The 17,740-nt window shown below is 50.2% G+C and carries 16 protein-coding genes; 9 read left to right on the forward strand and 7 right to left on the reverse strand.

The window, feature by feature from the left end:
- Positions 1–180 precede the first annotated feature (180 nt).
- From hflK to ACY2RQ_RS07450, 5 genes are all read left to right on the forward strand, one after another.
- Positions 181–1,398 (forward strand): FtsH protease activity modulator HflK, encoded by a 1,218-nt coding sequence (hflK, locus tag ACY2RQ_RS07430; RefSeq protein ID WP_490112329.1) that lies wholly within the window; start codon positions 181–183, stop codon positions 1,396–1,398.
- Positions 1,395–2,267 carry a protease modulator HflC gene (hflC, locus tag ACY2RQ_RS07435; protein ID WP_490112330.1) on the forward strand — a complete coding sequence of 291 codons (873 nt, stop codon included), beginning with the start codon at positions 1,395–1,397 and terminating at the stop codon, positions 2,265–2,267. The genes hflK and hflC overlap by 4 nt, the downstream gene beginning before the upstream one ends.
- Positions 2,268–2,396: 129 nt before the next feature.
- Positions 2,397–2,588 (forward strand): DUF2065 domain-containing protein, encoded by a 192-nt coding sequence (locus tag ACY2RQ_RS07440; RefSeq protein ID WP_490112331.1) that lies wholly within the window; start codon positions 2,397–2,399, stop codon positions 2,586–2,588.
- Positions 2,589–2,681: 93 nt separating this feature from the next.
- Positions 2,682–3,866 carry an ATP phosphoribosyltransferase regulatory subunit gene (locus ACY2RQ_RS07445; RefSeq protein ID WP_490112332.1) on the forward strand — a complete coding sequence of 395 codons (1,185 nt, stop codon included), beginning with the start codon at positions 2,682–2,684 and terminating at the stop codon, positions 3,864–3,866.
- A 101-nt stretch (positions 3,867–3,967) separates the two neighbouring features.
- On the forward strand, positions 3,968–5,263 hold the full coding sequence (locus ACY2RQ_RS07450) for an adenylosuccinate synthase (protein WP_490112506.1): 1,296 nt from the start codon (positions 3,968–3,970) through the stop codon (positions 5,261–5,263).
- Between the two features lie 80 nt (positions 5,264–5,343).
- Here the strand turns inward: ACY2RQ_RS07450 and ACY2RQ_RS07455 are convergent, their stop codons facing one another.
- From ACY2RQ_RS07455 to ACY2RQ_RS07465, 3 genes are all read right to left on the reverse strand, one after another.
- Complete coding sequence (locus tag ACY2RQ_RS07455) at positions 5,344–6,132, reverse strand: hypothetical protein (RefSeq protein ID WP_490112333.1); 789 nt, start codon at positions 6,130–6,132, stop codon at positions 5,344–5,346.
- 192 nt (positions 6,133–6,324) lie between these two features.
- Entirely contained in the window at positions 6,325–7,470 is a 1,146-nt protein-coding gene (locus ACY2RQ_RS07460; protein ID WP_490112334.1) for a hypothetical protein, read from the reverse strand.
- A 234-nt stretch (positions 7,471–7,704) separates the two neighbouring features.
- Entirely contained in the window at positions 7,705–8,346 is a 642-nt protein-coding gene (locus ACY2RQ_RS07465) for an isochorismatase family protein (protein ID WP_490112335.1), read from the reverse strand.
- A gap of 360 nt (positions 8,347–8,706) precedes the next feature.
- Here ACY2RQ_RS07465 and rnr point away from each other — a divergent pair, with 360 nt between their 5' ends.
- Complete coding sequence (gene rnr, locus ACY2RQ_RS07470) at positions 8,707–11,310, forward strand: ribonuclease R (protein ID WP_490112336.1); 2,604 nt, start codon at positions 8,707–8,709, stop codon at positions 11,308–11,310.
- A 69-nt stretch (positions 11,311–11,379) separates the two neighbouring features.
- Entirely contained in the window at positions 11,380–12,123 is a 744-nt protein-coding gene (gene rlmB / locus ACY2RQ_RS07475; protein ID WP_490112337.1) for a 23S rRNA (guanosine(2251)-2'-O)-methyltransferase RlmB, read from the forward strand.
- A 110-nt stretch (positions 12,124–12,233) separates the two neighbouring features.
- Here the strand turns inward: rlmB and ACY2RQ_RS07480 are convergent, their stop codons facing one another.
- The 3 genes from ACY2RQ_RS07480 to ACY2RQ_RS07490 form a co-directional block, all read right to left on the reverse strand.
- Complete coding sequence (locus ACY2RQ_RS07480) at positions 12,234–13,124, reverse strand: ChbG/HpnK family deacetylase (protein WP_490112338.1); 891 nt, start codon at positions 13,122–13,124, stop codon at positions 12,234–12,236.
- Between the two features lie 2 nt (positions 13,125–13,126).
- The gene (locus ACY2RQ_RS07485) at positions 13,127–14,161 is read right to left on the reverse strand and encodes a glycosyltransferase family 2 protein (RefSeq protein ID WP_490112339.1); all 1,035 of its coding nucleotides are present in this window, start codon (positions 14,159–14,161) and stop codon (positions 13,127–13,129) included.
- A 300-nt stretch (positions 14,162–14,461) separates the two neighbouring features.
- Positions 14,462–15,484 (reverse strand): MBL fold metallo-hydrolase, encoded by a 1,023-nt coding sequence (locus ACY2RQ_RS07490; RefSeq protein ID WP_490112340.1) that lies wholly within the window; start codon positions 15,482–15,484, stop codon positions 14,462–14,464.
- Positions 15,485–15,692: 208 nt separating this feature from the next.
- Between ACY2RQ_RS07490 and ACY2RQ_RS07495 the strand changes: the two genes are divergently transcribed.
- Positions 15,693–16,313, forward strand: coding sequence for a TetR/AcrR family transcriptional regulator (locus tag ACY2RQ_RS07495; protein WP_490112341.1), 621 nt, complete (start codon positions 15,693–15,695; stop codon positions 16,311–16,313).
- Positions 16,314–16,589: 276 nt separating this feature from the next.
- Complete coding sequence (locus ACY2RQ_RS07500; RefSeq protein WP_490112342.1) at positions 16,590–17,438, forward strand: hypothetical protein; 849 nt, start codon at positions 16,590–16,592, stop codon at positions 17,436–17,438.
- Here the strand turns inward: ACY2RQ_RS07500 and ACY2RQ_RS07505 are convergent.
- A complete protein-coding gene (locus ACY2RQ_RS07505) occupies positions 17,398–17,712 on the reverse strand; it encodes an Mpo1-like protein (protein WP_490112343.1) in 315 nt (104 codons plus the stop codon). The two genes, ACY2RQ_RS07500 and ACY2RQ_RS07505, sit on opposite strands and share 41 nt — an antisense overlap.
- Positions 17,713–17,740: the final 28 nt, after the last annotated feature.

The following is a 17,740-nucleotide window of genomic DNA, read 5'->3' on the forward strand; positions in this document are numbered from 1 at the left end:
GCCCGATGGCTGCGGAAGCTGGTGTACAGTGAACAGCGCGCGTATACCGCTACGGGCCATTACTGACAGAGACTGGCATTGTGTATGCTCCGGGGATTCAAATTACGGAGAGCACCGCTGGTTCTGGGCTCTGTCTGTGCGACCAGGCAGTGGAAGACAACGCTGAAGACGGAGAACCTTATGGCCTGGAATGAACCGGGTGGTAATAATCAGGACCCCTGGGGGGGTGGCAATAAAGGCAATAATCAGGGTCCCCCTGATCTTGATGAGGCCTTTCGCAAGTTTCAGCAAACACTGAAAGGTATTTTCGGGGGGGGCAGCGGCTCTTCGGGGGGCAACGGTTCCAAGGGAAATGCCAGTGGGGGTGGCAGCGGTCTGGTTATCGGCATAGCTGTTATTGCGCTGTTTGCTTATATCTGGAACGCTGTTTACACCGTTGATGAAAAAGAGCGGGCGGTTATTCTGCGTTTTGGTAAATATGTAGAGACCGTGGAACCCGGACTGCATATGTATTTCCCTCCGATTGAAACAAAGTTCCAGGAGCCGGTAACTCAAATCAACACGTATCGTCTCAGTCAGGCCATGCTGACCGAAGATGAGAACATTGTTGAGGTTGCCATGTCTGTTCAGTACAACATCTCCAACCTGGAAGATTATGTACTGAAGGTTTCCAATCCCGGGCTCAGCCTGAAGGAAGCGACCCAGAGTGCCCTGCGCCATGTTGTGGGTGGCTCTGAGATGCATCAGGTGCTGACCGAAGGTCGTGAAGTTCTGGGTGATGACGTGAAAGAACGCCTGCAGAGCTATCTGAACTCCTACGGAACAGGTCTTAATATAGTGAAGGTCAACATTGAAAGCTCCCAGCCTCCCCGACAGGTGCTGACAGCCTTTGACGATGTTATCCGTGCCCGTGAAGAAGAGCAGCAGGAAAAGAACAAGGCGGAAGCCTACGCCAACCAGGTTGTACCGGAAGCCCGAGGTGACGCCCAGCGTATCATCGAAGAAGCCGAAGGTTATCGCCAGGAAGTTGAAGCCCGTGCCAAGGGTGACGCAGACCGTTTCAACAAACTGCTGACAGAATACCAGAAGGCCCCGCACGTTACCCGCGAGCGTCTATATCTCGAAACCATGCAGGATGTTCTGTCTTCCAGCAGCAAGGTGCTGGTGGATGTGAAAGGTGGCAACAATATGATGTACCTTCCACTGGACAAGATTATGGAAGGACGCAGGGTGCGCAGCAGCGTGGGTAAGAGCAGTGCCAAGAGTGGTACCGGTGCGGATAGCTCCAGTGGTGAGTTGACTCTGACCCAGGATGAGATCAACACTCTGGCTGATCAGGTAGCAGCTGAAATCAACCGTCGTGTTGCCAACAGCCGTACAGGGAGGACCGCACGATGAGCACTAAAATGATGTCTTTCGTCATCGTTCTGGGGCTGGCTGTAGTGGTGGTTGCTAACAGTCTGTTTATCGTGACCGAGCGTGAGCGTGGCGTGCAGCTGCGATTTGGCCAGATTGTTAATGCTAATCTGGCCCCCGGCCTGCATGTGAAAATACCGTTTATCGACAAGGTGCGTATCTTTGATGGCCGCCTGCAGCCTCTGGATGTTCCCCAGGCACGTTTCCTGACTCTGGAACAGAAAGCTGTGATTGTTGATGCCTATATCAAATGGCAGATCAAGGATGTGCAGAAGTTCTATAAGGCTACCAACGGTGATCTGCTCCGTGTGAACCAACTGTTATCCCAGCGTGCTGACTCCCGTCTGCGTAACAGCTTCGGTGGACTGACTCTGAATGAAGTTGTGTCCGGTCGTCGTGAGCAGATGATGAACGAAATCACCAGCAGCCTGAACCGCATTGCGGAAAAGGAACTGGGTGTGGTTGTCCGTGATGTTCGGGTTAAGAAGATCGACCTGCCAGAAGGCGTGAGTGATTCCGTATTCCGTCGGATGGCCTCTGAGCGCGAGAAGGAAGCCCAGGAATACCGTTCCAAGGGTAAGGAAATGGGTAAAGCCATTCGCGCCAGCGCCGACCGTGAGCGTCGGGTAATCCTGGCGGACGCGTACCGCAAGGCCGAGGCCCTGCGTGGTGAGGGTGATGCCCAATCCGCGGCAATTTATGCCAGTGCTTACACGCAGGACGCGGACTTCTACTCTTTCTACCGCAGCCTTCAGGCTTACCGGGATTCCTTCAACAGTCCTTCCGATGTGCTGCTGCTGGAACCTGACAGTGATTTCTTCAAGTTCCTGAACACGCCAAACGGTCGGTAACACGGGGCTTAGTACCATGTCGGTAAGCTCCAGGGCTATCGGCATGGTATGGCTCTTATGGTATGATCAGGCAAACCGGGTTCGCAGAACCCGGTTTTTTCATGTATAGCGTATAAGGTATACAGATTTATGAGTTTTTGGCAGGAGCTGGGCGTTGCGTTCTGTCTGATGCTGGTACTGGAAGGTATTATTCCTTTTTTGTATCCCCAGCGATGGCGACAGCTTGTTGCCCAGTTGGCCCGTGTCGATGACCGCAGCCTGAGGCTGATCGGCCTGGCCAGCATGGTTATCGGAACCGTACTGCTTTACCTTGTGCGCTGACAGTGTGGAATCGTGTGTTTTTCGGGCTAATGCACTTTAAGTTAGTGCACATTCAATAAGAAAGGTTCCCAGAGAATCGGAGAGACGGGGAAAATGACGATAGCGGATCGCTGGTTGTTGCCGGATGGTATTGAAGAAGTGCTCCCTCCCGAAGCCAGGCAGGTTGAGCATATGCGCCGTGAAATACTGGATTTGTATGCCTCCTGGGGCTACGATCTGGTTATCCCTCCCCATATCGAATTTCTCGACTCTCTTGTTACCGGCTCAGGTTCAGACTTGGATCTGATGACTTTCAAAATTACCGATCAACTTTCCGGGCGCACCCTGGGCCTGCGGGCTGATACCACCCCTGCCGTTGCCAGAATTGATGCCCATAACCTGCGTAAGGACTGTCCTGTACGGTTATGCTACGCAGGCAGTGTATTCCATACCCGTCCGGCGACGCTAGCCGCGTCCCGTACACCTATTCAGCTGGGGGCGGAACTCTATGGGCACGCTGGCCTGGAAAGTGATCTGGAAGTCATCTCCCTGATGCTGGAAACCCTGGCCAGTGCAGGTATCTGCCAGCCAACGATTGATCTTGGCCATGTGGATATTTTCCGCCAGCTGGTTCAGGTCGCAGGCCTGGATAAAACCTCTGAGTCTGAACTGTTTGATGCTCTCCAGCGTAAAGCAATCGGTGAAATCAATGCCCTGATTGAAGGACAGATAAAAGATGCCAAAACAGCGGCCATGCTGCTGGCTTTGCCGGAACTCAGTGGTGATATCAGCGTGCTGGAGAAGGCTCGCAAGGTGCTGGACAAAGCGCCTGCCGCTGTTCAGGAGGCCATTGAGCTTCTGGAAAACCTGGCAAACAGAGTGAAGGCCGCATATCCCGCTGTCGCTTTGTATTTTGATCTTGGCGAGCTGCGTGGATACAACTATCACACAGGTGTCGTTTTTGCCGCTTATGTGGCCAGTGAAGGCCAGGCTGTTGCCAAAGGTGGTCGTTATGACGGTATCGGCGAAGCCTTTGGCCGTGCGCGTCCGGCCACCGGTTTCAGTACTGATCTGAAAGTTTTATTACGTCTTGGCTCTCCTGCAGTATCGGAGCAGTCCGGGGCTATTCTTGCTCCGCCTGAAGCTGATCCGGATGTTGTCCGGCAACTGCGGGCGGGTGGAGAATGTGTTGTCAACCGCCTGTTTGATCATTCTGATGCCGCCAGCCGGTTGGGGTGTGACAGAGAGTTGAAGAACGTCAATGGCAGCTGGCAGATCGTTCCTGTTGAACAGGACTGATTGAAGGCAAAACCTGCCTGCTGGCAGCTAACGTTTAAAGGCTGGTGTCTGACGCATAGTATGTGGACGGCGGTCGGTTTTTTTTTTACCGAGATGAAATGATGGGCAAGAACGTAGTCATTCTGGGCACCCAGTGGGGTGATGAAGGCAAGGGCAAGGTTGTTGACCTGCTGACCGACCAGGCTTCCGCAGTCGTCCGTTTTCAGGGCGGTCACAATGCCGGTCATACGCTGGTCATTGATGGTGAGAAAACAGTCCTGCACCTGATTCCTTCCGGTATCCTGCGTGAGAATGTGACCTGCTACATCGGAAACGGTGTTGTGCTGGCTCCTGATGCGCTGCTGAAAGAGATGGCAGAACTGGAAGAGCGAAATGTACCTGTACGTGATCGTTTGCGCCTGAGTCCGGCCTGTCCGCTGATCCTGCCTTACCACGTAGCCCTGGATCAAGCTCGCGAAGCTGCCCGTGGTAAAGCCAAAATCGGAACGACCGGTCGTGGTATTGGCCCGGCTTACGAAGACAAGGTGGCCCGTCGCGGGCTGCGCCTGAGTGATCTGCTGCACCCAGAGCGTTTCGCTGAAAAGTTGAAGGGCATTATGGAGTACCATAACTTTGCCCTTGAACATTACTACAAGGCTGAGCCCCTGAACTACGAAGAGGTTCTGGAGCAGGCTCTGGAGTGGGGCGGTCAGATCACGCCAATGATTGACCGTGTCACCGACAGCCTGCATGAGCTGCGCAAAGAGGGTGAGAACATCCTGTTTGAAGGTGCCCAGGGTTCCCTGCTGGATATTGATCACGGTACCTACCCGTTTGTAACCTCCTCCAATACTACCGCCGGTGGTGTGGCTACAGGTTCTGGTTTTGGTCCTCTGTACCTGGATTATGTTCTGGGTATCACCAAGGCTTACACCACCCGTGTGGGTTCCGGTCCATTCCCCACTGAGTTGTTTGATGACGTTGGTGAACACCTGGGCACCAAGGGGCATGAGTTCGGTGCGACCACTGGCCGTGAGCGCCGTTGTGGTTGGCTGGATGCTGTGGCCCTGCGTCAGTCCGTACAGATCAATAGTGTATCCGGCATCTGCCTGACCAAGCTGGACGTTCTGGATGGTCTGGAAACCGTGAAAATCTGCACCGGTTACAAGAACAGCGCCGGTGAAGATATTGTGACTCCCAATGACGCGGAAGAGTGGGAAGAAATCACTCCGGTTTACGAAGAGATGCCCGGTTGGACGGAAACCACCTTCGGTGCTCGTACCCTGGAAGCATTGCCCGCTAACGCTATCGCTTATATCAAGCGTGTAGAAGAAGTTGTCGGCGCGCCGGTTGATATTATCTCTACCGGCCCGGACCGTAAAGAGACCATTATCCTACGTCACTCTTTTGAGGGATGATTTTTAAGCCATAAGGCTTGAAGCAAAAAAAGGGGCGAAAGCCCCTTTTTTATTCGACTTGTTTCACGATTAACCCTTGTTCAGAGAAAACTGAGTAATATTTTAATAACGCTTCCCCGGGCTTTTATTTCCATATGCTTGTTGTACATCAGGTCTTTTTCACTTTCTACCCAATGCGCATGGGTGGTGAATTCAGATCTGTTCATGCTTGGAGTCTGATAAGCATAATGAGTGTCTGGCCCAAAAGTGAAAACGAGTCCTCGTTGCCAGTCCCCATGGGTGTAGTAGTGCCAGGGAATAGGGTTTCGTGAACCCAGGTAGTCGGCAAGGTTTGTGGCAGATACGCAGTCAACCACTTCCTGCATCAGAAGCCTGCTCAGCCCCGTGTAAAATTTAACTGGCAGTATCACCAGGTAGGGGGACAGGCGTTTGAGAGTGCTGACGCACCGGGTTGCCAGAGGTTTTGGCAATATTGCTTCTGTCTCTTCTTCCGCCCCTGGTCGCTTCTGGTTGAAAACTGGTTCCTGCCTAGAGGTTAAAGCGGAAACTTTCCTTTCCAGCCACTGGTTGAATCGTTCGGCCATTATCATGTATGTGAGAGGGTGAACGGCAACCAGCGTCCTGAATAGAATGCCTTTTGCGGTATCCTTAATCAGTTCACAGGCACCAGTCGTGTAGGAAGCATAAGATGGCTCAAATGCTTCAGATGAATGAAATGCATAATAGGGGTCATATGGGTGGACAGTTCTGTTTTCTGCCGTTTGGGGGCAGCTGTTCTTGTCCGTCTTTGGGTTGTCGTAAGTGTTGGCTGATTTGTCTGTAACTGGGTTTTGGTAAAGCCATGATGTCAATATCGTGGAAAGCCCCATAAGAACCTCCTTTCTCCGTTAGTCTGAAGCTGGTTCTCCCATACTTTTGGAACCACTATTCCTTTAAAAGTTGCATTGCCGACTGGCAAGTACACCTGACTATTTTGACAAGATGACTAATCGGAAAGTTCAAAGGAATTCCCATAATTCTTCTGAAAACAGAACGTTCCAGCCCTGTTAAACAAAGGATAATTAATCCCAGTCCAAGGGATGAGTGTATGGTGTTGTCTGAAAGGCTAAATTCGAGAAAACATCAAGAAAGACCTTAAGGGGCAGTTGGAACGTACCATCACCAAAAACCTGACGTTTATCATTATTATCCCCCACCCACTTTTCCTTAAAGGTTGGATTATGAGGATTAACTACTGTCACTAATCTTTTACCAGGATCATAACCAGTAACTGCATAGGCATGGTTAGTGAAGATAAATACTTTGTGCTTATAGTTTCTCTTTTTCGCACTAGCCATAAAAAAATGACCAGATGAAAGTTCATCATTTAGAAAGTTATGCCACTCATCAAGAGTTCGAGAGTCGTTATGGGAGTAACCGACATCACTAAATTGAAAATACTCAAGCACTGTTGAAATAAATGCCTCGTGATTGAGCCTTCTCATGTCGTTAAACGCTACAATAGAATCAATATCGGTATTGACAGGTAAATCGCGGTGCATCTGGGCATAGCTGTATAAAGCAAAGGCCCTTTCCAGGATTATGGCCCACATTCCGTTTTCCGCAGAGTGTCCATAAAACTGCATATCAAAGAAATTGGGTTTTTGGATATAAATTGGTGGACGCCCTGGTGGTATAACAATGACTCCTTGATGCCCATCATCATAAAGCATATTTTCAATACTTTCCCTCCCCTGTTCCGAGCTTGCCATTGAAATAATAAATGCGATAAGAGAACAATCCCCAATCCAGGGGGATTGTTTTACGTTTTCTGGCCTGATGCTCTCGCGTCCCTGAGGAAAGAGCGGCATATTTTCCCAGTGCTCATGATTGGTATTAACCCTTGCGATGTTTAATGTTTGTTTGGGTGGATTTTTTAAAAATTGGGTGGCTGTTGTCGTGGGAGGGACAGACTTTATCCAGGAGCTTTTGATGTAATGGGCCAGAATGGCGGCTTCTTCCTTATTCAACTGCTCGTGCATGGATCTGTCAAAAAGCTCTTCTTCCGATAATATGCCATCACGATTTGCATCCGCTTTCAAATACAGCTTTATGGATGTTATTTCAAAGCCCTCATTATTGGCGACAAGGCATGGGGAAACAGCAGCCATCAGCAGAACTAGAATGGCAGGCAGGAAGAAATCTGAACTAAAGCGTGATTCCAGCATATCCTGAACTTCCCTGTACGACGTTAGAGTGCATTCCCTTGCCTGTCCCTGGCAATGGCACTGTTCTATTGCCTTGAGGGCGATTCCCCAGGGCAACTGTCAGCAATATTGGCATAAGGTGTAAGCCTTACTAACTTCTGACAGCCTTGTTAGTCAGAAAGTTCCCCTGCTTCCTTAACGGAGGAACTCTCCCCTTATGGGACTTTGGTAGGAGAGCCCGGGTTGAAACAGATTCTAAAGAATAGTGCAGCGACCGCTGCTCCCTGAGGCCGACTCCTGGTTGATGATTGTCAATTTGGAAAACTTTCGAGCCAGTTTACGCCAGGCAATCTTCTGCTGTTGTGGAAGATTGGTGCCAAGGATCTGAGCAAGTCTCACGTCTATGGCTGTGGTGATGATATTCAAGTCATGGTCAACAGCAACTGAGAACCCTCTTTTCAGGGCTCCTCCAGCGGTGCTGTGTATACACATCAGATCGAAACAACCGGTGACCACAAGATCATTAATACCTTCATTATTCAAAGTGTGTTTAAGCTTTCCATAGATGTATTCATCGGTAACAGCGCCCTGGTCGGAGCTTGGAACAGCAACTGTCTTGAAAGCGTTTTCATGTTCTTTGACAAAAGTTTTGAAATAAGAATTTCTTTTCATTGGAGTCATGATTTCAGGAATAGTTTCACCATACCCTCTGTAGTTGACATTAATAAGGTAAATATTTTCCCGGCTGGCGAAGTGATTGATCAAACTGATCTGTTCTGAAAAAACTGACTCCATGGTGCTTTCTGGAAACACCACTTTATAGTCCTGCTGCATATCTATAACCATAATGCCCACTTTTTTCCCCTGGGCCAGCAAATCCTCAATGTAGCGGGCCATATCTTCCCAGGAGCAGAAGGAAGGGGACGCATACAGAAGAGAAAACAAGAAACAGCTACAGAAAAGAGCAAGTCTTATTTGTATGGATGACATATTGCAAATCCCGGAAAGAACAAAGGCGGCAGCTACTGAAAGGTAAAGGTTGCGGGGGACATGGAATTTAAGATGGATACGGCAGTATTGTAGAAGGTCTGACGACAGTTGTTAGGAATATTGCTATCAGGTGTCAGTCCCGGTAATTATGGCATCTCTGTTAGTCAGAAAGTATCTCTGTTTTCTTATGATCATTTCCGGCGTTTCATCGCCTGAGCTGCCTGGTAAGCGTATACTGGACGGCATATGAAAATTTCAGGGAACAATATGTCCAGATCATGGCGGTCAGAAGACCCCGATGCCAGCCTTGAAGCCGGTAAATATGAGAGCCCGGTACCCAGCCGTACCCTTATCATGCAGCAGCTTGAACAGCGGGGAGCCCCGACTCCTTATGAAATGCTGGTGGATGGGTTTGGCTTGGAGGATGAGGACGAGCAGGAGGGTCTGCGCCGCAGATTGATAGCCATGGTGCGGGACGGGCAGCTGTTGCAGAACCGTAAGGGCTCTTTTGCCCTTATCGATAAAATGGATCTGATCGTCGGCAGGGTTCAGGGTCACAGGGATGGCTTTGGTTTTGTTATTCCCAGTGAAGGCGGCGATGATCTGTTTCTGACGGCCCGCCAGATGAAGGAGCTGTTTGACGGAGACCGGGTGGTTGTCCGGGAAACAGGCGTGGATAACCGTGGCCGTCGCTACTGTGCGATAGTGGATATTCTTGAGCGCAGTGTCAGCCAGGTTGTAGGCCGTTACCATGAAGAAGATGGGCTTGGTTTCGTTTCCCCGGAAGGGCGACGAATGACCAATGATGTGGTGATTGAGCCAGGTGCTTTAATGCCCAGTGAAGGGCAGTTTGTGCTGGTTGATATCAAGGAGTATCCCACCAAACGACATCTGGCGATTGGTGTTATCCGGGAAGTGCTTGGCAACCGCCAGGACCCGGGCATGGAAATCGAACTGGCTGTCCGTGGTCATGAGATTCCCAACGAGTGGCCGGAAGACCTGCTCAAAGCTGTCAAAGGTTTTCGTCCGGAAGTGACTGAAGCTGACAAACAGTATCGCGTTGATATGCGAGGTGTGCCGTTTGTTACCATTGATGGTGAAGATGCCCGGGATTTTGATGATGCCGTTTACGCGGAAAAGAAACAGTCTGGTGGCTGGCGTCTGTATGTCGCTATCGCGGATGTGTCCCACTATGTGAAACCGGGCGCTGCGCTGGATCGTGAAGCCCGTAACCGTGGTAACTCCGTATACTTTCCCGGTCATGTGATTCCCATGCTGCCGGAAGTACTGTCCAACGGACTGTGCTCCCTGAATCCCCATGTGGACAGGCTGGCCATGGTCTGTGAAATGACCGTCAGCGTTAAAGGTAAACTCAGTGGTTACAAGTTTTATGAAGGTCTTATCCAGTCCCATGCACGGCTGACCTACACCAAAGTAGGTGCCATGCTGGAGACACCGGAAGAAGAAACTGGGGCAGCACTAAGAAAAGAGTACAGTGATGTAGTCCCCCATCTGGATGAGCTGTACCGGCTTTACCATACCCTGAGAAAGACCCGTGAAGAACGGGGAGCAATTGATTTTGAAACCACCGAAACCCGGATAGTGTTCGATGCTAACCGCAAGATCGACAAGATTGTTCCCACTGTTCGTAACGATGCTCACAAGTTGATTGAGGAATGTATGCTGTGTGCCAATGTGGCAACAGCACGATTCCTGGAAAAGCATAAGCTGCCGGCCCTGTACCGGGTCCATGAGGGGCCTACAGACAAGAAACTGGAAAGTCTGCACAGTTTCCTTGGCGAGTTGGGTTTAAGTTTGCCTGGGCGCAATAAGCCCACGCCGGGGGATTACCAGCAGCTTCTGGCTTTTATCGAAGACCGCCCCGACGCCCATGTTATTCAGGTGATGATGCTGCGCTCCTTGAGCCAGGCGGTGTATGCCCCGGAAAATAATGGTCACTTCGGTTTGGCGTTTTCGGCTTATGCCCATTTCACCTCTCCCATCAGGCGTTATCCGGACCTGCTGGTGCACAGAGCTATTCGTTATGTGATTCGCTCTGAGAAAGAGTCAAAGCATGTTAAGCGTGCTCCTGGCACAACACCGTTGAACAAAAAAGATATCTTCCCCTACGACACCGATGCCATGATGGTGTTGGGTGAACACTGTTCTCTCACTGAGCGCAGGGCCGATGATGCAACCCGTGAAGCGACAGATGCCCTGAAGTGTGAATATATGCAGGCCCATATAGGTTCTGTATACGATGGTGTTGTAGCAACAGTTACAGGCTTCGGGTTGTTTGTTGAACTGACGGATATTTTTGTCACCGGACTACTGCATATCAGTAACCTGCCCGGGGATTATTATCACTATGATTCTACCCGTCAGCGTTTGATGGGGGAAAAGACCAACAGACGTTTCCAGCTGGGCGATGCCATGACCGTGCGGGTAGCCCGGGTTGATCTGGAAGAGAAAACCATCGACTTTGAACTGGAGGATGCGCCGGTCTCCAGTCGAAGGGGACGTCGCCATTCAGCAGGTCGAGACAGCAAAAGCAATCTGCATGATGAGGCCCGGGCCAGGCGTGCAACCGGTCGTAAGCCCAGGTCTAACCAGCCTTCAGCCGGTGATATGTGGAGCACAAAGCCTCCTCGGTTGGAAGAAAAGGGGGAAGGTGACAGCCCTTCTGGCAGAAAGGGTAAGAAGGGCAAAAAAGGCAAGCGGGTTTCCAGAAAGAAGAAAGCCGCCGCTGGTCAAGGCGCTTCTGGTAAAGCTGCTGCCGGTACAGGAACGACTGCCCGTAAAGGAGGCGCTACTACCGGCACTGCGGCCAGGCCGAAAAGAAAGCCCCGTAAGCGTCCCCTTAAGAAATAATTTTATATTCAACAGCCCGCAGTGTGTGACTGGTCCACAATCCATGTTTCGGGCCAAGAGAGTCCCTGAATGACTGATAATGATATTTCCTTTGGTGTACATGCCGTACAGGCACTGCTGGAGAGTCATCCGGAACAGATTATGGAAGTCTGGTTCCAGAAGGGGCGCCGTGGTGGCCGCCTTGAAAAGCTGATTGAGGAAACCCGGGAAACCGGTATTCCAGTGAAGTTTGTTGATCGTGAACGACTGGATCGCAAGGTTGATGGGGTTCACCAGGGCGTTGCCGCCATGGTGCGGGCCGCAAAAGTGTATCGGGAGAATGACCTTTACACTTTGCTGGATAACCTGGAACAACCTCCGTTCCTGCTGATCCTTGATAGTGTGACTGACCCCCATAACCTCGGTGCCTGCATGCGTTCCGCTGATGCTGCCGGCGTTCAGGCGATGATTGTGGCCAAGGATAAATCCGCACCCCTGAATTCCACTGCCCGTAAAGTGGCCTGTGGCGCGGCTGAAACAGTTCCCCTGATTACGGTAACTAATCTGGCCCGTACCATGCGGGAGTTGCAGGAGCGTGGTATCTGGCTGATTGGCGCGGCAGGTGAAGCCAGCAGCAATATCTATACAACCGACCTGAACGGTTCCCTGGCCATTGTGATGGGGGCGGAAGGAAAGGGCTTACGTCGTTTAACCCGTGAGCACTGTGATGCGCTGGTACATATTCCCATGGCCGGTACAGTCAGCAGTCTGAATGTATCTGTGGCAACGGGTATCTGTTTGTTTGAAGCTTTACGACAGCGTACTTCCAGATAATTTCCTCTGTCGTTTTAGTGCTGTGTTCTGTCACTGGCCCGGATATTTCATAAATTGCCCCGACGCGATCTTCGGGGCAATTTATGAAGGCTCTTTATGAAATACCTGGGCTAGACCTCAAGGGTTTTCGCTGGTGGCAGGGCATTTAAGTGTTGTGACGAAAATAACTTCGTTCCCCGAACAATTTTAATTCTATTCTGTTTGAGCCTGGTTTCCAGCCAGCGGCTTGCGATGACATTGCGTTCTTTCAGTCTGGCATCGGAATAACCTGGATGGCACATAATTAATCCCTGACCGCTGCTAAGGTTTAACCACTCTTCTAGCAGAGTTTTGTAAGGAGCATCTGGCTTCAGGCTGTATAGTCCATGGAAAGAGCCATTGGTGTAAATGCCACAATTCATTAGACCAGTTTTATGCTTTGCTGCCCCAAGAGTGTGAAGAGTTAATGCTTTTAAGCCACCATTTAAGTCACTTAGATTGTCTAAGTTTGAGTGGACTGAGCGAACCCAGAAATTTTTGTTGTGCAGATTTTGAGATTGCAGAAATTGTAGAACAATCTCCCGAATAACTGGCAGCATATGCACATGCTGGTGACCATCCAGATAATCAGGGCATCTGCCAAGTGTTTCTGTCAGAAGGCCCCACTGGGCTTCAAGCTCTCTATAAATATATTGCCGAAAATATTTATTAATTAATTTAAACCGTGTTCTTAGTAGCCAGTTTGCCAGGGAAGGAAAACCCTGTTGAAAGGCTGGTGTAAGTCCACAGCCATCGGTCAGGTTAAAATGCAGGCCGATATCTGCGATAGCAGGCAACAGCCGTAGCTGTTTAATATCGGATTTCCATTGTTGCTGTGATCTCTGGCTGTAGACCATTACGCTGGTGGCTGAAATCCTCCTTTTTTCCCAAAGCCCTCGAATCGCCGTAGATACATCTGCTGACAAACCATAATCATCAGCGCAGAGAACCAGCCTTTTTATTGTGTCTGGTGAGCCTTGCATAGTCAGGATTCCGGTGGTCTTGAGGGGCGGCAATGACCCGGAGGTAGATGGAGCCCTGTTGTTCGGCAGGGAAAATCCACAACTCCGTGATCAGTCAGTACCTGGGTGCCAAAGCGTTCTTTGACAAGATAAACCGGGCGCTGCTTGATCTCGCTGTAAATACCGGAAATGTACGCACCGATGATACCCAGTCCAAGCAGCTGTATGCCCCCCAGAAAGCAGATAAGGACAACGATTGTTGGCCATCCGGCGACCGGATTATTGGTGATCAACGAGTCAATCAGGATATATAAGCCGAATCCCGTGGCCAGAAAAGACAGGAAAAATCCTAACAGGGAAACCAGCCTCAGAGGCATAGTTGAGAAGGACGTAATGCCAGTCAGGGCGAGTTGTATCAGTTTTCTGGAAGGAATATGGCTTTTGCCATTTGGACGTCTGGCGGGTTGAAAAGGGATGCCCTCTGATCTGAAGCCGACCCAGGCACAGAGGCCCTTCATCAATCTGCGCCTTTCCGGCATACGACGCAGAGCCAGGACAACTTTCCGGTCCATAAGCCGGAAATCCCCGCCGTTGGGGGGGATAAACACGTCTTCGCTGGAATTCATCATGCGGTAGAACAGAGAGGTAAACAGCTTGTGTAAGAAGGATGTCCGGCGCTTCTGGCACACGCCATAAACCATATCAACACCGTTCTGCCAGCGCTCAAGGAAAGTCTTTATCAGAGGAAAGGGGTGCTGGAAATCGCTGTCGATGAACAGCACTGCATCCCCGGCGGCGAGGTCCAGACCCGCTGTCAGAGCAGCTTCCTTACCAAAATTACGGGCCAGTACCAGAACTTCCAGGGGATAGAGCTGGCTCAGGGCGTGAAGATGGAAAACGGAGTTGTCTGTGCTGCCATCGTCAACAGCAATAATCTGAAATTTATCAACCAGTTTTGACAGAAAGGAGCATAGTTCTGAGATAAACGGGCGTATTAATTTTTCTTCGTTATAAACAGGGACAACAATACAGAGGGAGGGGGGCTGGCTTCGATGCATGGTCTGACTCCGGAAAAATTCCCTGAAAGATAGACACTCCGGCGAAATCCAGGGAAAAATTACTTCGGGGACCGTGCGGTTAGGCGATCACAAAGTGAGTTTCTGGCTCTGTATACTGATGTTTAAGAACCAGTCAGCCAGGTTGGAATGGGAGCACTGCTGCAGGAATTCTGAGTAAGGCTAATGAGGTTTACGACGGAGTACTGGATGAGATGGCAAAAGAACGCAACTGCGAAACTAATTTAAGGCCACGATTGTTGTGGCCTTTTTCATAGTGGTGAAGGTGCCGGGCTGCTCTGTTTATCGCCACCAGGATACCTGATCAACCTTCTGATCCGGCCTGATCACTTCACCAAACTTCGGTGTGATGACCTGCTGGTTATTTTTTTCCGCAGCTCTTAGCACTCGCTCCATGGGCTCATACCAAGGGTGCATCGCCAGATTAAACGTACCATTATGCACTGGAACCATTACCTTGCCCTTTAAGTCCATATGGGCCTGCAGGCTCTCTTCAGGAAACATATGAATATTGGCCCAGTCTCTGTCATAGGCACCGGTTTCGATAAAAGTCAGGTCAAAAGGGCCGTAACGGTCGCCGATGGTTTTGAAACCATCAAAATAACCACTGTCGCCACTGTAGAAAATTCGCTCTTCATCGGTCATCAGTACCCAGGAAGCCCAGAGGGTTTTGTTGCCATCCAGCAGGCCCCGGCCGGAAAAATGCTGTGCCGGCGTTGCAATCAGATTCACATGGCCGGCTCTGGCCGACTGCCACCAGTTCAGCTCGGTAATCTTGGCTTTCGGAACGCCCCAGCGTTCCAGTGTCCTGGCAATGCCAAGGGGAACATAGAACTGCTTAACCCTGGGGTGTAACTGTTCGATGGTGGCGCTGTCCAGATGGTCGTAGTGATTGTGGGAAATGACTATCCCTTCTATTTCAGACAGCCCGTCAATGTCCATGGGTACGGGGTGAAAGCGTTTTGGTCCGGCCCATTGCACGGGCGATGCCCGCTCGGAAAATACCGGGTCCAGAAGCCAGTAACCGCCATCAAGGCGCAGTAATATGGAAGAGTGGCCGAGTTTGACCGCCAGTGTGCCGGTGTTGGCTTCAAGTTCTGCCATGGAGATCTGCTTTAATGGCAGCGATTCCGCGGGCTCTGGATCAACAGTTTTTTCAAAAAAATAGCGCTTAATCATGCCGGGCATATCCCGCAGACTGGCGGACTGGGCCCCACTTTCGTTGTGAAACCTGCCGTCACGGAAATGCTCCAGGCCGGGCCACTGCTGTTCTGATGTGGAACAGCCGCCCAGGGTAGTGTTCATAACTAAAACTCCTGCAATACCCAGAATGAAGAGACGGATTCGAGCCGGCTTCATCATCATTGTTTCCTGTCAGTAAGGTCAGCTGATCAAAGTTTTCCATGAATGACCAGAAGGTAAACTATACCGTGCAGTATACTTTTGTGTTTCAGAAAGTAAACCATGCAGTGTAAAATAACCACTTCTATCCGTTTTAACGAGACCCTGGGTTGTGGAAAAACAGAGCAGTCGCAGTGAACGCAAACGTACAGCGATAGTGCAGGCGGCCATCGCCGAACTGAAGGAAAAAGGTTTCCAGAAAACCAGTATGGACCGGATAGCTGCTCGGGCAGAGGTATCCAAGCGTACGGTTTACAACCATTTTTCCAGCAAGGAAGCCCTGCTGGCCGAGATTACCGAAATGCTCTGGCAGGAAGGGCTGAAGGTGGCCGAGTCGGCCTATGACCGGGAGAAGCCCCTGGCAGAACAGCTTACCACCATTGCCCGGCGAAAAATGGCGATGTTTGTTTCCAGGGATTTTATCGACCTCTCTCGGGTGGTTATGATGGAGTACATGCACTCCCCGGAGCTGGCCCGGCAGGCCATGGAAAAGTTCAGCCGCTCGGAGTCCGGGGTGACACGCTGGATCAGGGCGGCCATCGACGACAACCGCCTGAAAGCCGTGGATCCCGGTTTTGCCGCCACCCAGTTTCTCTATCTGTTGAAGGGGTTTGCCTTCTGGGACCAGATCATGGGCTGTGTACCAGCACCATCGGCCCAGGAGCAGGAGCAGATTATTTCATCCGCTGTTGCCATGTTCCTTAACCATTATCAATGTGCTCAGTCACACTAATGGCTCAATAATTACCGCTGCCTGTAGTGATGTTTTCTTCGTGGGTATTCCGGGGGGGGTCTTTCCGGGTAAAAGCCAGACTGTTTAAGTGACTTGCAGTGACTGATTTGTTAGTGATTTTGCAGGATGAGCAAGCAGAATGCACTGATCTATGATTCTGTCGGTTGCTTGCTGATGATTACTCAGAGTTCAAGTTCTGCTTCCTGCAATACCGTTTGTGATTGGGGTGGGAAGGTTTCTGCTGCCCATGAGAACCTGCAATACTGGTTGGGGCATTTGGTCAGTCAGGTTGATCCTTCTATTAAGGAAGAGCTTTTAGTTGGGAGAGCATACCGACTTATTGACGGGCATGCCCCACCTGTAGCTGTATCAGACTTCGAAGAAAAATACTGTCGCTGTTTTATGGAGATGATGCCTTCCAGGTTTGAAGACAGGGTATCTGTTTATCACGGTATAGGGGGGCAACCTCATCCGGTTCAGGAATGCTTCCAAAAGCGTTGTCAGTCAGATAAACAGTTTTATTATATTTACTCTTTTAAAAAAGAGTATGAGAAGCTCTGGCCCTGTGCAACATTGGTTTTTTTCTTTGAAACTGAGAGCTGGGATTCAGTCGCTGATATTATTGCTGGAATAATTTCTTCGGGGAAGTATGCAAAAGAGGTTCATTCTTCCAAAATATGTGCTCCTGCCTCTCTGCAAGATATTTCTATATCAGCAATTTTCTATCTTGATCGGGCAGTTATACCGGAAGAATTGATTACCTATCTTGAAGATAAGATGAGGAAGATAAAGAAAGTTGAACATACTTTGCCGGGAGCTTTGGGTATACGCCCCTGGCTTTACTACACCGAGCAGATTACCAAGACCATTGGGTGCCAACCCCAGAGCCGGGCACAAATACTTGCTAAAGCTGTGGGGTATCTGCGGGCTCATCCTGAAGCCAGCAAAAGGGACGCTATCTCCAGAGCTGCAGATATTCTTGGATATATGCCCTCCAAACCTGAATTCCTGAAATCAACCGAGAATAAACTGGAAGATTTGGACTTGGAAGAAGGCTTTTCAGGCAGTAAGTCAGAATTGGCTTCTAGCTGCGAAAACGCCCCAGCAGAAAATCCTTCAACATAACCCAGTCCCCAAGAAAGCTGTAAAAAGGGTACTGGAACGTTGCTGGTTTGTTTTTCTCAAAAACAAAGTGCCCAATCCAGGCAAATCCATAACCAATTATCGGAGTGAACAGTAACAAGAGGTATTGCTGGGTGATCAGGCTATAGGCCCAGAGAGCCAGTACCAGAGTACTGCCGATATAGTGCAGGACCCGACAGGTTGGGTTTTTGTGTTCATCCAGATAAAAGGGGTAAAACTCAGCGAAGGATTGAAAGGTTTTTTGGGTGTTATCCATGGCGGTTCTCCCTGGCAACTACTTTTAC

It is taken from the genome of Parendozoicomonas sp. 209JJ7-1 (assembly GCF_058147085.1).